Here is a 16,128-nt window from a genome sequence, read left to right as displayed (position 1 = left end):
GTCTTCGAAGAAGCCGGTCTTGTACAGCGCGCGGATCGCATCGCCGGCCTTGGCGCCGTCCATGGTGTCGCCGCGTTCGATCGGCAGGTAGGTGAACACCGTACCGGCGGAGATGCGCTGCAGGCCGTCGACGCGGATGTCGCTGACGGTGAACGAACCCGGCGCCGGGGCCGGCGCGCCGGGTAGCGCGAACGGGTCGGCCGACTGCGCCAACGCAGGAGCTGCCGCGGCCGAGGTCAACGCCGTGGCGAGGGCGAGGGCGAGCATGCGGCGAGGAGGGGTTCGCGTCATCATTACGTCCGGTTGGGGTTCGTTGACGCCCGCAACGGGGCGCCGGTTCGAGGCTTCGAGCGATCGAGGCATCGGGTCGATAGGCAGTGCCGGCATCAGCGCACCAGGTTGTTCACGATGTCGTTGTAGAACGCCAAGCCCATCAGGCTGACGATCAGCGCCAGACCTACAAATTGGCCGGCGGCCATCACGCGCTCGCTGACCGGGCTGCCCTTGACCAGCTCGATAAGGTAATACAGCAGGTGACCGCCGTCCAAGATCGGGATGGGGAGGAGGTTCAGGATCCCCAGGCTCAGCGACAGCAGCGCCAGCATCTGCAGATACCAGGCCGGGCCGTGCCGGGCATTGTCGTTGGCGGCCCGGGCGATGGTGATCGGGCCGGCGACGGTGTTCTCGACCGAGAGCCGGCCGCTGAACGCACGGCCGATCATCGCCGCCATGTCCTGGGTCTGACGGCCCATTTCGCGCAAGGCGGCGGGGATCGCGTCGATCGGTCCGTAGCGCAGCACCGCGTCGGGCTGGGGTTTGCCCTTGGCCGGTTCCAGGCCCAGCATCCATTGCTGCTTGTGGGTTTCGGGGTTTTCGCCGCGCAGCGGCGCCAGCGGGAACCCCAGGCGGTCGTCGCCGCGCTGCACTTCGATCATGGCCTCGCCGCCGCGCCGGCCCAGGGCGTCGACCAGGGGCGCGACGTCGGCCCAGGACCGCACCGGCTCGCCGTCGATTGCGGTCACGCGATCGGCTTCGGCCAACACGCCCCACGCAGGACGGTTCGGCAGCACGCGGCCGATCACCGCCGGCAACAGCTGGTGGCGCCAGATCAGGCCGGTGTGGTTGAGCAGTTCGCGCTCGTCGATGCCGGCCGGCAGCTTCGACAGGCGCAGGGTGCGGACCGTCTCGCGGCCGTCGTCGCCGCGCACCCGCATCGCCACGTCGCTGCGATCCAGCGCCGCCGACAGCAGGGCCATGCCGGCCTCGGTGGTGGTGGGCGTGGCGCGCTCGCCGATGGCGACGATGATGTCGCCGCGGGCCAGGCCCGACTGCGCGGCCAGGCCTTCGACCTGGCCGACCGCGGGCGCGTAGTCCGGCCGGCCGATCACGAACATCAGCCAGAACAGCGCCACGCACAGGATCAGGTTGGCGATCGGGCCGGCGGCGACGATCGCGATGCGCTTGAACACGTGCTGGCGATTGAAGGCCTGCGGGGCCTCGGCCGGATCGACGTCGCCTTCGCGCTCGTCGAGCATCTTGACGTAACCGCCGAGCGGAACCGCGGCGATCGCGAATTCGGTGCCGTTGCGGTCGCGGCGCATCCACAGCGGCTTGCCGAAGCCGACCGAGAAGCGCAGCACCTTGACCCCACAGCGTCGCGCGACCCAATAGTGGCCGAACTCGTGGAAGGTCACGAGCACACCCAGGCTGACCAGCAGCCACCAGACCGAGCCGATGAATTCGCTCATGGGAGTTCCACGGTGCGGGTCGGGGCCATGCGTTACGCCTTGTGGTCGATGGCCTGCCCGGCGTACCGGCGCGCCTGCGCATCGGCATCGCGCAGGACCGCCAGCGAGGTCGCCGGGGTGGAGGGGAGCGCCGCGAGGGTGTCCTCGACCAGCGCCGGTATCGCTAGGAAACCGATACGCCGCTGAAGAAACGCTGAAACGGCGACTTCGTTGGCGGCATTCAACACCGCCGGGGCGGTGCCGCCCGCGGCCAGGGCCTCGAAGGCCAGGCGCAGGCAGGGGAAAGCGCCCTGGTCCGGCGGCTCGAAATCGAGCCGGCCGTGGGCCAGCATGTCCAGCCCGGCCACGCCGGAGGCGATCCGCTCGGGCCAGCCGAAACCCACCGCCAGCGCGGTGCGCATGTCGGGCAGGCCGAGCTGGGCCAGGGTCGAGCCGTCGACGAATTCGACCAGCGAATGGACCAGGCTCTGCGGGTGCACCAGCACCTGGATGCGCTCGCCCGGTACGCCGAACAGGTGGTGGGCCTCGATCACTTCCAGACCCTTGTTCATCAGGGTCGCCGAATCGACCGAGATCTTCGGGCCCATCGACCACTTCGGATGCGCGACCGCCTGCTCGGGCGTGACCTGCGCCAATTGCTCGCGGCTGCGGCCGCGGAACGGGCCGCCGGACGCAGTGAGCAGAATGCGTGCCAAACCGGCATGCGCGTGCGCATCGGGCAGGCATTGGAAGATCGCGTTGTGCTCGCTGTCGATCGGCACGATGGTGGTGCCGGCTTCGTGCGCGGCACGCATCAGCAACTCACCGGCCAGGACCAGCGACTCCTTGTTGGCCAGCAGCAGGCGCTTGCCGCTGCGGGCCGCGGCCAGGGTCGAGTCCAGCCCGGCCGCGCCGACGATGGCCGCGACCACGGTGTCGCAGGCGTCGCCCGACACCAGCGCGACCAGGGCTTCGTCGCCGCAGTGCGCCTGGGTGTCCAGGCCGCGCGCGCGCAGGCCGTCGCGCAGCGCCGGGTAGCAGGCCGCGTCGGCGATCACCGCATGCGCCGGACGGTGGCGCTCGCACAGGCTCAGCAGTTGTTCGACGCGGCCGCCGGCGGCCAGCACGCTGACGCGCAGGCGCTCGGGATGGCGCGCGATCACGTCCAGCGCCGAGGTGCCGATGGAGCCGGTCGCGCCGAGTACGGCGATGTGCTGCATGTTCAGAAGCCCAGCACGGCCTTGCCGAGCGCGAACACCGGCAGTGCGGCGAGCACCCCGTCGACGCGATCGAGGACGCCGCCGTGGCCGGGAATGAGGTTGCCGGAATCCTTCACGCCGGCGTGGCGCTTGAGCAGGCTCTCGAACAGGTCGCCGACCACCGAGAACAGCACCGCCACGAACGCGACCAGGGCCACCGCCGGCAGTTGCGCCGGCTGGGCGCCGGCGAAGGTCGCGAACGCGATGCCGACCGCGACGCCGGCGAGCACGCCGCCGACCAGGCCTTCGATGGTCTTGTTGGGGCTGACCCGCGGCGCCAGCTTGAGCCGGCCGAACTTGCGCCCGGCGAAGTAGGCGCCGCTGTCGGCCGCCCAGACCACGGCCAGCGCGGTCAGCAGCCAGCGATGGCCGTTGGGCTGGCCGGCGTGGATCCAGGTCAAGGCGCACCAGGCCGGGATCACGCTGAGCGCGCCGGCGGCGAGCTTGAACGCACGCGCATAGGACTCGTGATTGCTCGCGAATTGGTAACGCTGCAGCCAGAACAGGGCAAGCAGCCACCAGATCACGCCGACCAGGGAGGCGATCTTGAACAGCACCATCGACGGCACCCCGGCGACCTCGGGCGCGCCCGAGCGCGAGGCCCAGACGATCGCGACCATCAGCGCCAGGTTGGCGGCCAGCAGCACGGTGCGCGAGAGGGTGTCTTCGATTTCGGTCAGGTCGAACCACTCCCACAGCCCGATCAGGAACAGCACCGCGGCCACCGCCATCACCCAGGGCGTAGGCAGCAACAGGATCGCCGCGATCGCGAACGGGGTCATTACCAGCGCGGCGATCAGGCGGGTTCGGGTCATGCAGCGGTCTCGTCGGAATCGTTGGAGCGCGCGGCGATCTGCGCGCCGGTCAGGCCGTAGCGGCGTTCCCGGCGGGCGAAATCGTCGAGGGCGCGCTGGAGTGTGGCCGCATCCAGTTCCGGCCACAACGCATCGGTGAACCACAGTTCGGTGTAGGCCAGCTGCCAAAGCAGGAAATTGCTGATCCGGGTGTCGCCGCCGGTGCGGATGAACAGGTCCGGCGCCGGCAGGTCGGCCAGGGCCATGCGCGCGGCCAGCGCGGCCTCGTCCACGGCCTCGGGGGCCAGGCGGCCGGCGGCCACGTCCTGGGCCAGCGAACGCGCGGCCTGGGCGATGTCCCAGCGCCCGCCGTAGCTGGCGGCGATGGTCAGGTGCAGCCTGTCGTTGTGGCGGGTCTGCTGCTCGGCGGCGTCCATGCGCTGGCGGATCGGCGCGGCGAAGCGCTCGCGCTCGCCGATGAAGCGCACCCGGACGCCGCGCCGGTCGAGTTCGTCGACCTCGCGCTCCAGGGCGTTGAGGAACAGCTTCATCAGCGCGCCGACCTCGTCCTCGGGCCGGCCCCAGTTTTCGCTGGAGAAGGCGAACAGGGTCAGCGCCCGGATCCCGCGCTCGATGCAGAAATCGATGCAGACGTCGACCGCGCGCGCGCCGGCACGGTGCCCGATCATGCGCGGGCGACGGCGGCGTTCGGCCCAGCGACCGTTGCCGTCCATGATGACGGCGAGGTGGCGCGGGACCGGCGGCGCGGCGGGGGCGGAATCGGAAGGCATGGAGCCGGCGGCGGACCTGGAAGCGGATGGGGTAGGCGGGTTCAGGCGGCGGGCGGCCGGTCCGCGCTGCGGGCGCGGGCCGGTCGTGCGCGGGCTCGGTGTTTCGAGCCTGCCCGGACAGGTCAGTAGCGGACCGGCGCGGCCGGCGAAAGTTCGATGCCGGACGACGCGGCCGCGCGGACGGTGCGGCCTCAGACCGCCATCAGTTCCTGTTCCTTGGCCTTGATCACCTCGTCGACGTCCTTGATCGCGCTGTCGGTGATCTTCTGGATCTCGGTTTCGCTGCGGCCGGCCTCGTCCTCGGTGATCTGCTTGTCCTTCAGCAGTTCCTTGATCTGGTGGTTGGCGTCGCGGCGGATGTTGCGGATCGCGATCTTGGCGGTTTCGCCTTCGCCGTGGACGTGCTTGCTCAGCTCCTTGCGGCGCTCCTCGGTGAGGGCGGGCAGGTTGATCCGGATCACGGTGCCGGCGGTGTTCGGGGTCAGGCCGAGGTCGGAGGCCAGGATCGCCTTCTCGACCGGGCCGACCATCTGCTTTTCCCAGGGCGTGATCATCAGCGTGCGGGCGTCGGAGATGGCGACGCTGGCGACCTGCGACAGGGGCATGTCGGAGCCGTAGTAGTTGACCTTGAGGTGGTCGACCAGCGCGGTCGAGGCGCGGCCGGTGCGGACCCGGGTCAGGTCGTGGCGAAACGCTTCGACGCTTTTGGCCATGCGGGTCTGGGCGTCTTTCTTGATGTCGTTGAGCATCGCCGGCTCCGGTCCTTATGAACGGTAATCGCGGGATTATATAGGCCCGGGGCCGCATTTGCGGCCCGAAGGCAGGCCCGGAGCCGGTTCCGGGGGCGCCGCGCGGGCGCCGGCGTCAATGCTCGTGGGCGTGATCGCCGTGCGGCGCGCGGTCGTGGCGGTCGTGTTCGCAGCTGCGGCCGTGCTCGACCTGCAGGGTCGGGTGGTTGATGCCGAAGCGCTCGTCGAGTGCGTGGTTGAGGCGGTCGATGAACACGTCGTGGTCGCTGTCGTCCGGGCGCACCAGGTGCGCGGTCATCGCGATTTCGCCCGCGCCCAGCGACCAGATATGCAGATGATGGACCGCGACCACGCCGGGCTGCTGCGCCAGGAAGGCCGCGACCTGGGTCTGGTCGATGCCGCGCGGCACCGCGTCCATCGCCGCATTGAAGCTTTCGCGCAGCAGCCCGAACGCGCCGACCGCGACCACCACGCCGATCAACAGCGCGATCACCGGGTCCAGCCATTCCCAGCTCAGCCACCACATGCCGGCGCCGGCCAGCACCGCCGCCAGCGACACCGCGGCGTCGGCGACCAGGTGCAGGAAGGCGCCGCGGCGGTTGAGGTCCTGGGCGTGGCCGTCGCGCACGAACCAGGCCGCCCCCAGGTTGACCGCGATGCCGATCGCGGCGACCACCATCACCGGCAGCGCCGGGATTTCCGGCGGGGCGCTGAAGCGGCGGATCGCCTCCCAGGCCAGGGCGCCGGAGAACGCGACCAGCAGCAGCGCATTGGCCAGCGGCGACAGCAGGGTGGCGCGGCGCCAGCCGTAGGTGTGGCGGTCGGTGGGCGTGCGCTTGGCCAGCACCGCCGCGCCCCAGGCCAGGCCCAGGCCGAGCACGTCGCCGAGGTTGTGCAGCGCATCGGACAACAGGGCCAGCGAATTAGTGGCGAAACCGTAACCGGCCTCGAGCGCGGTGTAGGCGAGATTGATCAGGGTGATGGCGGCGAAGGCGCGGGTGCCGTTCGCGGCGTGATCGTGGTTGTGCGAGTGCATGCGCGGATGCTGCCACGGCGCACGCGGGGACACTATTACAGGCCGTCAGCCGTCGATGCGCTGCACGTCGCCGGCCCAGAAGCGGATGCCCGGCGCGTCCTCGGAGCCCTGGACCCGGATACGGGTGCGCTCCCAACCGATGCTGGATACGTCCAGGAGCTCGAGGCCCATGTAGCAGTAGGGAAATCCCGGGTCTATCGCCAGATCGTGCGCATCGGTGAAACGCAGCACCAGGCGCTGGCCGTCCTTTTCCAGGACAAGGTCGAGCGTTCCGAACGGACGCCTTCCTGCCACGTAGCGCGCTTCGACGACGTCGTAGGTCCAGGGGTCGTTCAGGACCCCATGATCGGGCATGTCTGCCAGGTTCGCTTCGTGCAGCGCGATCATTTTGCGGATCAGAGCGAGTCTTGCCGCGCAGCCGCGATCAGCCGCGCCCCTGCACCAGCGTACCGATGTGCTCGCCGCGCAGGATCCGCAGCAGCACGCCCGGCTGGCTCATGTCGAAGATGCGCAGCGGCAGGTCGCTGTCGCGGCACAGCGCGAACGCGGCCGTGTCCATGACCTGCAGGTCGCGCGCGATCACCTGGTCGTAGCTGAGCTTGTCGTAGCGGACCGCGTCGCTGTGCTTCTTCGGGTCCTTGTCGTAGACGCCGTCGACCTTGGTCGCCTTCAGCAGCAGGTCGGCGCCGATCTCGATCGCGCGCAGCGCGGCGCCCGAGTCGGTGGTGAAGAAGGGGTTGCCGGTGCCGGCGGCGAAGATCACCAGGCGGCCCTTTTCCAGGTGGCGGATCGCGCGCCGGCGGATGTAGTCCTCGCAGACGTCGTTGATCTTGATCGCGCTCATCACCCGCGCCTTGGCGCCGAGCTTCTCCAGCGCGTCCTGCATCGCCAGGGCGTTGATGACGGTGGCGAGCATGCCCATCTGGTCGCCGGTGACCCGGTCCATGCCGCCGGCGGCCAGGCCGGCGCCGCGGAAGATGTTGCCGCCGCCGATCACCAGCGCGACCTCGGCCCCGGCGTGCTGGGCCTCGACCACCTCGCGGGCGAGCCGGCCGATCACCTTGGGGTCGATGCCGTAGTCCTCGTCCCCCATCAGCGCCTCGCCGGACAACTTGAGCAGGACACGGCGACAGGCGAGCTGGGACATACGGACCTCTGGGTGAGCAAACCCCGAGATTCTAGCCGAGTTGGGTAGGGTTCCACGAGCCGGATCGCGTTACGGGATTGCGATGAGGGTCGCGCTTGATCGGCTTCGGCACGGTCGCCGGCCCTTCTTAGGGGTAGCGGATTCCATGTTACAAAGCTAGCGCATGCCGGTTCGCCGCCCAGCGCGGCCGTTCCGGTGTTACCACGCAACGCCAACAGGGGCAGGTGCCGATGAACGATCTGGTTTCCAGCGCAGCAGCCGGCGCCTCGCGCCACGGTCCGTCGCGCCGGCACCGCGCCGCGGCGGCCTGAGCCCTTGGTTCGCCCCGTGCATCACGCTTATATGAACGCCTATTCGGATCCGCCCGAGCCGGAGCATCCCGAGCCGGAGCATCCTGCGCCGCGTCCGCGCGGCGACGACGGCTTCGAGCGCTTCGTGCTCGAGCACCGCGAGGCCCTGGTCCGCTTCCTGAGCAAGCGCACCGGCGAGGAAGACGCCAAGGACATCGCCCAGGAGAGCCTGGTCCGGCTGATGCGCTACCGCGGCCAGCCGGCCGAGCAGCTCAAGCTGCTGATGTACCGGATCGCGATGAACGAGTTCAACGACCGCGGCCGCCGCCAGCAAAGCCAGCACGCGTCGGCGCACGTGAGCTTCGATCAGCATTTCCACGGCTTGCCGTCGGCGGACCTCGCCCACGACCAGCGCGTGGCCAACCAACAGGAGCTGGCGCGCGTGCGTGAGGCGATCCTGCGGCTGCCGGCCAAGTGCCGGCAGGTCTACCTGCTCAACCGCATCGAAGGCATGAGCTATACCGAGATCGCGCGCCATTGTGGGATCTCCATCAAGGCCGTGGAGAAACATATCGGCCGCGCGCTGGTCCTGTTGCGCTTGCATCTGAGAGAAAATCTACCTGACATGGCAGGTGGCGCATGAATACCGCAAGCGCGAATTCGAACCGATACGACGAACCGGACCAGGCCGAAGCCTGGGTGGCGCGGCTGAACGCGCCCGACAGCGACGCCCGCGACCGCGAGGCCTTCGAGCGCTGGCTGGGGCAGTCGCCGGCCCATCCCCGCGATTACCGCGAGGTCGAGCGTATCCACGAGCTGTCGGCCGCGCTGGGCGACGACGACTTGCTGCGCGCGGCCGCGCGCGCGGCGCGCCGCGACACCGCCCGGCGCGGCGCCGGCCTGCACCCCTGGCTGGCCCCGGGCGCGGCGATCGCCGCGACCCTGGCGGTCGCGATCGGCGTGGCGGCGTGGATGCAGCGCGCGCCGCCGGCCCAGATCGCGCGCTATGCCACCTCCATCGGCGAGCAGCGCAGCGTCGTCCTGAGCGACGGCACCACCCTGCTGCTGGACACCCATACGGCGGTGACCACGCGCTTCGACCGCGATGCGCGCACGGTCGAGGTGGCCCAGGGGCGGGTCCAGTTCGCGGTCGGCGGGGATACCGGCAGCGGCCGCGCGCCGCGTCCGTTCCTGGTCAAGGCCGGAGCCGGCACCATCCGCGACATCGGCACCACCTTCCAGGTCAGCCGCGACGGCACGGCGGTCGATGTCGGCCTGATCGAGGGCGTGGTCGAGGTCGCGGTCGGCGCCGACGCCGCGCGCGCCGTCAGCACCCTGGCGCCGGGCGAGCAGGTCCGCATCGACGGCAGCGGCGCGCTCGCGGCCAAGCGTCCGCTGGACCTGGCGGTGGCCCAGGCCTGGCCGCAGGGCGATCTGGTGTTCAAGGACCGCCGTCTCGACCAGCTGCTGGGCGAGATGAACCGCTATTCCAAGACCCAGCTGCGCCTGGAGCAGCCGGAGCTGGGTGCGCTCAAGGTCAGCGGCGTGTTCCACATCGACGATCAGGACGCCCTGCTGGCGGCCCTGGAGCGCGGCTGGTCGCTGCAGTCGCGGCGCGTGGGCGAGCACGAAATCCTGCTTCACGCCGCACGCCAGTGAAGCCGTCGCCCGCCGGGTGCAACCAATAGTGGCGTCGCGTTGCAGGCGTTCCCGGGCTTCCGTATGGTTGCTCGCTCGGGGGGAAAGACGCACCGGATGAATGGCCAGTTCTAGGCACACGTTAGCCATCTCTAGTGCGTTCTTGTTGTGCCTCGCAGCGCAGGGCACGCAGACCGCTGCGGCCGCGCCGTCGGCCGTCACACGCTTCTCGATCCGGGCCGGCGCGCTCGACGACGCGCTGCAGGCGCTGGCCACCCGCAGCCGGATCCAGATCATCTACGCCCCGGTCCTGGTCGCGGGCAAGCGCAGCGCCGGCCTGCGCGCCGAGCTGACCCCGGCGCAGGCGCTGGAGCGGCTGCTGCAGGGCAGCGGCCTGCTCGTGGTCAAGGTCAACGGCGACACTTTCCTGCTGCAGCCCGCGCCCAAGCCGGTGGCGGTCGCCAAGCCCAAGCCGCCGCGGCCGCTGCCGCCGCCGCCGCCGCGCATCGAAGAGCCGACCAACCTGGGGCCGATCCACGTCACCGGCAGCCACATCCCGCGCAGCGATCTGGAATCGGTGCCGGTCTCGCCCATGACCCTCATCAGCCGCAGCGAAATCGAAGCCAGCGGCCACCAGACCCTGTTCGAACTGCTGCGCTTCCAGCCCGGCATGGTCGGCCACCACCCGATCTCGGTCGCGTCCGAGGGCGGCCAGCCGTACCAGCAGCCGTTCGCGGCCGCGGCCACCACCAGCCTCAACGCCTTGGGGCCGCGCGCGACCCTGTTCCTGGTCGACGGCCAGCGCATCGCCAACTACGGCCTGATCTCGGCCGAACTGGGCGGCCTGACCGACCTGGATGGGATTCCGCTCAGCATCGTCGAGCGCATCGAGATCATCCGCGGCGGCGCCTCGGCGATCTACGGCGCCGACGCCATGGCCGGCGTGGTCAACATCATCCTGAAGAAGGATCAGCAGGGCTCGGAAGCGATCGCGCGCCTGGGCGTGTCCGATCGCAACGACGCCAAGCAGCGCCGCGTCTCGGTCAGCACCGGGGTCGATCTCAAGCGCGGCGGCAACCTGTTCCTCAGCGCCGACTATTTCCAGCAGGACGGCCTGTCGGGCGCGCAGCGCTCCTGGCGGAGCGTGGACCGCAGCGCCGACGGGCTGGGCGACTGGCGGATTCCGCTGGGCTACATCGGCTACGAGACCGGCAACTTCTGGTGGGCCTGCCCGCGTCAGCACCGCGACGGGAAAGGGCGCTGCATTTTGGACACGGCCAAGCACATCAGTCTGCAGCCCGAAGCCGAGCGCACCTCGTTCTACGCGCACTGGCGCCAGCCCTTCGGCGCCGACACCGAGGCCTACGCCGACCTGCGCGTGGGCGAGGTCTCGCAGCAATTGCTGGGCGCGCCGTTCTACGGCAACGTCTTCTTGCCGGACGAACATCCGGACGCGTTCTTTCCGGGCGAATTCACTTCGCTGTATTACGCCTTCTACGATGCCGGACAGATCCGCACCCGCAGCGTGGCGCGCACCCTGGACCTGAGCGCGGGCGTCAAGACCTACCGCGGCGATTGGGAATGGAGCGCGGGTTTCGCCCACCACGAGAATTCGGTGGTCAACCGCATCGACGGCATGGTCAGCGAGAGCGCGTTCTACGAACTGGTCGGCAACCTCAGCTACCGCTTCAACGCACACAACAGCCGCGAGACCCTGGAGGCGTTCTCGCCGCGCCTGACCTCGCGCGGCAAGGCCGAACTCGACCAGATCACGCTGGGCGTCAACGGCCCCTGGTTCTCGCTGCCGGCCGGGCGCACGCGCGTGGCCGCAGGGCTGGAGCTGGGGCGCGACGCGCTGGAAAACAATCCCGACCCGCGCATGGTCGAGCACGACGTCGCGCTCAGCCCGCCCAAGGTGCGCGTCGACGGCTCGCAGATCATCGCGGCGCTGTACGCCGAACTCAGCGCGCCGCTGGCGCCGCGCCTGCAGGGCGAGTTCGCGCTGCGCGCCGACTACCGCGAACGTTACCGCCACAAGCTTTCGCCCAAGCTGGGACTGAAGTGGAACGCGCTGGACACGCTGACGTTCCGCGGCACCTGGGCCACCGGCTATCGTGCGCCGTCGCTGTACGAACTGCGCCGCCCCAACGTCAGCGACCAGAGTGCGGTGGTGCAGGATCCGGGTTTCGGTCCCTGCCGCAATCCCATCGTCGGGCCGAACGGCGAGACCCAGTGCGTGGTCACGCGCGGCGCGTTCGAGAACACCGAGCTCAAGCCGGAAACCTCGCGCAGCTATACCCTGGGCCTGGTGTGGGCGCCGAACTCCAGCTTCACTCTGGCGCTGGACCATTTCGACATCCAGCGCCGCAACGAGATACTGGCCGTGAGCGGCATGGACGCCAGCGTGATGAGCGAGCGCTCGTTCAAGCGCGACGAAGCAGGCGGACTGGTCGGCTTGCAGGACTATTACGACAACATCGGCGAGACCCATGTGCGCGGCTGGGAGTTCGAGGCCGAATACCGCCTGCAGACGCAGCGCTGGGGCCGGTTCTCGTTGCGCTTGGCCGGCAATTATCTCGATCGCTTGTCGCGACGCGTCGACGACGAGAGTCGGGTCCAGGACTATGCCGGCTACAACGCACCGGACCGTACCGCGCTGGCGGGCCTGCAATGGGCCTACGGCAACTGGACCACGGCGGTGAACCTGCGCGCACTGGGCCCGTCGCGGATCGCGGACCCGGACGGCGACTGTCCCAAGCGCAACGTCCTGGCCGGGCACTGCCGCAATCCGGGTTCGGGCACGGTCGATCTGAACCTGGACTACAACGTCGAGCGCTGGCGCTTGTCGCTCAACGTGCACGATATCGGCGACCGCACGCCGGTCAACTACGACATCGCCAAGGGCGGCTACGACATCGCCTACGACGATCCGCGCGGACGCTACTACCTGTTGAGCGCGGCCTACCGCTTCTGAGCGTGGGCTGTCCGCGGCGCGAGCGCCGGTGCGCGAATCGCGGGCTTGGCAGGTTCCCGGCGTGTTTCGCGTAGAACAGGGAATGGCCGCGGGGTAGGGGGCGCAGGCGCCATTGCGTTGATGGATACCAGGGGTCGCGCTGGCGACGGTCCGCATCCACCGTCGAACAGGGGGGCGGCTCGCGTCGCAGCGCACCCCTCCTCATCCCCCATTACGCCCACGCGATCCCGTCGCGCCGCCTTCAAAGGAGCATCGGCAGCATGCAAGGCAATGCAAACGCATCGGGTCACCGCCATTGTCGCGATCGCAACCGCGTCTGCGGCCGCGGCCGTTCGGCGCTGTCGGCGGCGATCCTCGCCGGCCTGCTGTCCGGCGCGGCCGTACCGGCCTTCGCCCAGAGCGGCTACCAGGAGGCCGGCGTCGTCGGCGATCCCGGCAGCTGGCGCAGCGGTGAATTCAAGGCCGATTGGGGCCTGGGCGCTATCGGCGCCGAGTACGCCTACGCGCGCGGCCTCAGCGGTCGCGGCGTGCGCCTGGGCTTGTTCGACAGCGGTGCGGCGCTGAATCATGGCGAATTCGCCGGCCGCGACCACCGCGCGATCCGCATCGGCGATCCGGGCTGCGCCAGCAGCAGCCTGATCAGCGGCCCCGACGCCTGCTTCCTGTCCGACGGCGATATCGCCCAAATCGAGGCCTATTACCTCGGCGACAGCATCCCGCCGAACCTGTCGTTCGGCGGCAGCGGCATCCGCCTGATCCTGCAATACAACAGCCACGGCACCCACGTCGCCGGCAGCATGGTCGCCAACCGCGACGGCCGCGGCATGCACGGCGTCGCCATCGGCGCATCGCTGACCACGTCCAAGCTGTTCTTCGACCGCATCTACGAGTACTACACCGCTGCGGACGGCAGCATCCAGCGCCGCACCCTGACCCAGGGCCCGGGAGAGGCCGCGCTCGACAGCATGTTCGACCAGATGGCCGCGCAGGGCGTGCGCGCGATCAACCACAGCTGGGGCAACGGCACAGAGCCGGCCACGCCCGAGGACCTGGACCGCGAATACTCCGACTACGGCGACTACTACCGCATCTTCGCAGACGCCTCGCTGCGCAGCGGCATGATCAACGTCTGGGCCGCCGGCAACCAATACGGCAACATCGCCGGCGCTTACGCGACCCTGCCCCGCTTCGCCCCGGAGATCGAGAAGTACTGGCTCAGCGTGGTCAACGTCGGTCGCGATCTGAACCTGGACCCGAGCTCCAGCATCTGCGGACTGAGCAAGGACTGGTGCGTGGCCGCGCCCGGCACCGGCATCCGCTCCAGCGTGATCAACGGCGAGATCGACGGCCGCGTGGTCAGGAATCCCGATGGTTCCCTGAGCCTGGACATCGGCGCGCAGAACCCGAACTACGGCTACGGCGACAACACCGGCACCTCGATGGCTTCGCCGCACGTCACCGGCGCCTTGGCGCTGCTGATGGAGCGCTATCCCTATCTCGACAACCCGCAGATCCGCGACATTCTGCTGACCACCGCCACCGACCTGGGCGCCCCGGGCGTGGACGAACGCTACGGCTGGGGCCTGATCGATCTCAAGAAAGCGATCGACGGCCCGGGCCAGCTGCGCGTGGACACCGACGTGGTCATGAACCAGCGCGCCGGCGGCGCCAAGGTCTGGCAGGGCGACGCCTGGGACGATTGGAGCAACGACATCGGTGGCCCCGGCCGCCTCGGCAAGTCCGGCCTGGGCTGGCTGCGCCTGAGCGGCGACAACGATTTCGCCGGCGCCGAGGTGCGTGCGGGCCGGCTGGAGCTGGCGGGCCGCAACCAGCTCGCCGGCGCGGTCGACGTCGACGGCGGCGAGCTGCTGCTGACCGGCGAACTGCATCGCAGCGCGCTCAACGTCAACGGCGGCCTGGCCAACATCGAAGGCTCGCTCAACGACCTCGACTTCACCGTCAACCGCGGCTGGGGCCTGATCGCGGACAGCGGCGTGCTCAACGGCGGCCGGCTCGACGTGGTCGGCGGCAAGGTCGTGTTCAACGGCCGCCAGCTCGGCGGCACCACCACGGTGCGCACCGGCGGCGCGCTCGGCGGCAGCGGCCACCTGGGCACGACCCGGGTCGAAGGCACGATCGCGCCGGGCAATTCCATTGGCACTCTGACCGTCGATGGCGACTACACCCAGGCCGCGGGTTCGGTCTACCAGGTCGAGCTGTCCGCGCCGTCCGCCTCCGACCTGCTGTCGGTCAACGGCCGCGCCACCCTGGAAGGCGGCACGGTGCGGGTATTCCACAGCCCGGGCACGTACCTGCTCGGCCAAAGCTACCGCATCCTGTCGGCGACCTCCGGTGTCGACGGCCGCTTCGCCGGCATCGACCACAGCGCGTTCTCGCCCTTCCTCAAGTTCGATCTGGCCTACGGCGCCGACCGGGTCGCTATCGACGTGGTCCGTGGCGCCAGCATCGCCAGCGCCGCTAACACTTACAACCAGCGTTCGGCGGCGGGCGCGGCCGATGCGCTGGCGATGAACCAGGGCCTGCCGCAGCCGCTGACCCAGCTGTTCCCGGCCCAGGCCATGGACGCGCTCGATGCGCTCAGCGGCGAGCTGCATGCGAGCCTGCGCTCGGTATTGATCGACGACAGCCGCCACGTGCGCGAGGCGTCGCTGGCGCGCGCGCAAGCCGGCAGCGGCGCGTTCGATGCCGCTGACGAGGGCGAGGCGCAGTCCGCGGCCTGGATCCAGTTGCTCAAGAACGGCGGCAGCCTGCACGCCGACGGCAACGCCGGCGAAGTCGGCTACAACGGCGACGCCAGTCTGCTCGGCTACGACTACCGCTTCGGCAACGGCTGGCGCCTGGGCGTGCTCGGCGGCCTCGGCCGCAGCGACGCCCGGCTCGGCGCGCGGCGTTCGCGCGGCGAAGTCCGTTCCCGCCACGTGGGTGTGTACCTGGGCCAGAACTGGGGCGGTTTCGGCCTGCGCGCCGGCGCCGGCTATGCGCGCCACGACATCGAGATCGAACGCAACGTGAGCTTCCCCGGCCTGGCCGACCGCACCCGCGCCGATTACGACGGCGACACCCGCCAGGCCTTCGTCGAAGGCGGCTACCGCATCGCCACCGGCGCCTGGGAGTGGGAGCCGTACGCGCAGTACGCGCACGTGCGCGTGGGCAGCGACGGCTTCCAGGAAAGCGGCGGCGTGGCCGCCCTGAGCGGCGCTAGCGCCGACCAGCGCCTGGACCTGTCGACGCTGGGCCTGCGCTTCAACGTCGGCCTCAAGGGCGCGCAGCAGGAAGCAACCTGGCTGAGCCTGCGCGGCGGCATCGGCCGGCGCCACGTCGGCGGCGCGGAAACGCCGTCGGCCGCGGTGGCCTGGCACAACGGCGGCGCGTTCGACGTGCACGGCGCCTCGCTGGCGCAGGACGCGACCGTGCTCGAAGCCGGCCTGGCCGCGCGCCTGGGCGGCGGTGGCCTGCTCGAATTCAGCTACAGCGGCCAGTGGGCCGACGAGTCGCGCGACCACGCCGTCAACGCGCGCTACTCCCTGCAGTTCTGACCGTCGGACGACGTATAGCGCACGGCGGCCAGGCACGGTCGAGACGGAGGGGCGCCGAATGCGGCGCCGCAACGTCGGGATCTCTCTCCCAGCACCTCAGGCCGCCTGCCAGGCGGCCTTTTTTTGTCATGCCGGCGCGCTTGCGGTGGCTTATGCTGCCGGTCCC

At 70.0% G+C, this 16,128-nt stretch carries 12 protein-coding genes and 1 pseudogene; 4 read left to right on the top strand and 9 right to left on the bottom strand.

All coding sequences use genetic code 11. The annotated features are described in order from the left end of the window. The 9 genes and pseudogenes from ASE10_RS18315 to pyrH all read right to left on the bottom strand — a co-directional run. Positions 1 to 291: pseudogene (locus ASE10_RS18315) on the bottom strand (outer membrane protein assembly factor BamA); the annotation flags it as partial. 95 nt (positions 292 to 386) lie between these two features. Further along, positions 387 to 1,748, bottom strand: coding sequence for an RIP metalloprotease RseP (gene rseP / locus ASE10_RS18310; protein WP_055910644.1), 1,362 nt, complete (start codon positions 1,746 to 1,748; stop codon positions 387 to 389). 32 nt (positions 1,749 to 1,780) lie between these two features. After that, a complete protein-coding gene (locus ASE10_RS18305; protein ID WP_055910641.1) occupies positions 1,781 to 2,947 on the bottom strand; it encodes a 1-deoxy-D-xylulose-5-phosphate reductoisomerase in 1,167 nt (388 codons plus the stop codon). Positions 2,948 to 2,949: 2 nt separating this feature from the next. Continuing rightward, complete coding sequence (locus ASE10_RS18300) at positions 2,950 to 3,801, bottom strand: phosphatidate cytidylyltransferase (RefSeq protein ID WP_055910634.1); 852 nt, start codon at positions 3,799 to 3,801, stop codon at positions 2,950 to 2,952. After that, positions 3,798 to 4,571 (bottom strand): polyprenyl diphosphate synthase, encoded by a 774-nt coding sequence (uppS, locus tag ASE10_RS18295; protein WP_055910631.1) that lies wholly within the window; start codon positions 4,569 to 4,571, stop codon positions 3,798 to 3,800. Before uppS ends, ASE10_RS18300 begins: the two co-directional genes overlap by 4 nt. Positions 4,572 to 4,762: 191 nt before the next feature. Then, positions 4,763 to 5,320 carry a ribosome recycling factor gene (frr, locus tag ASE10_RS18290; RefSeq protein ID WP_055910628.1) on the bottom strand — a complete coding sequence of 186 codons (558 nt, stop codon included), beginning with the start codon at positions 5,318 to 5,320 and terminating at the stop codon, positions 4,763 to 4,765. Between the two features lie 115 nt (positions 5,321 to 5,435). Further along, positions 5,436 to 6,356 carry a cation diffusion facilitator family transporter gene (locus ASE10_RS18285; protein ID WP_055910625.1) on the bottom strand — a complete coding sequence of 307 codons (921 nt, stop codon included), beginning with the start codon at positions 6,354 to 6,356 and terminating at the stop codon, positions 5,436 to 5,438. 45 nt (positions 6,357 to 6,401) lie between these two features. Further along, positions 6,402 to 6,743: a hypothetical protein gene (locus tag ASE10_RS18280; protein ID WP_055910622.1), complete on the bottom strand. Its 342-nt coding sequence runs from the start codon at positions 6,741 to 6,743 to the stop codon at positions 6,402 to 6,404. Positions 6,744 to 6,780: 37 nt separating this feature from the next. Then, positions 6,781 to 7,503, bottom strand: coding sequence for a UMP kinase (gene pyrH / locus ASE10_RS18275; RefSeq protein ID WP_055910619.1), 723 nt, complete (start codon positions 7,501 to 7,503; stop codon positions 6,781 to 6,783). 342 nt (positions 7,504 to 7,845) lie between these two features. Between pyrH and ASE10_RS18270 the strand changes: the two genes are divergently transcribed. The 4 genes from ASE10_RS18270 (at position 7,846) to ASE10_RS18255 (ending at position 15,962) form a co-directional block, all read left to right on the top strand. Continuing rightward, positions 7,846 to 8,436, top strand: a complete 591-nt coding sequence (locus tag ASE10_RS18270; RefSeq protein WP_082559968.1) for an RNA polymerase sigma factor — start codon at positions 7,846 to 7,848, stop codon at positions 8,434 to 8,436. Further along, positions 8,433 to 9,452, top strand: a complete 1,020-nt coding sequence (locus tag ASE10_RS18265; RefSeq protein ID WP_055910616.1) for a FecR domain-containing protein — start codon at positions 8,433 to 8,435, stop codon at positions 9,450 to 9,452. The genes ASE10_RS18270 and ASE10_RS18265 overlap by 4 nt, the downstream gene beginning before the upstream one ends. A 142-nt stretch (positions 9,453 to 9,594) precedes the next feature. After that, positions 9,595 to 12,405 carry a TonB-dependent receptor gene (locus tag ASE10_RS18260; protein WP_162250488.1) on the top strand — a complete coding sequence of 937 codons (2,811 nt, stop codon included), beginning with the start codon at positions 9,595 to 9,597 and terminating at the stop codon, positions 12,403 to 12,405. A 260-nt stretch (positions 12,406 to 12,665) separates the two neighbouring features. Beyond that, entirely contained in the window at positions 12,666 to 15,962 is a 3,297-nt protein-coding gene (locus ASE10_RS18255; protein ID WP_055910610.1) for an autotransporter serine protease, read from the top strand. The last annotated feature ends 166 nt before the right edge of the window (positions 15,963 to 16,128 follow it).

The organism is Lysobacter sp. Root76, assembly GCF_001428685.1.
Classification (GTDB): Bacteria; Pseudomonadota; Gammaproteobacteria; order Xanthomonadales; family Xanthomonadaceae; genus Lysobacter.
The sequence above is the reverse complement of the archived record's forward strand: the minus strand, read 5'-3'. Positions and strand labels throughout refer to the sequence as shown.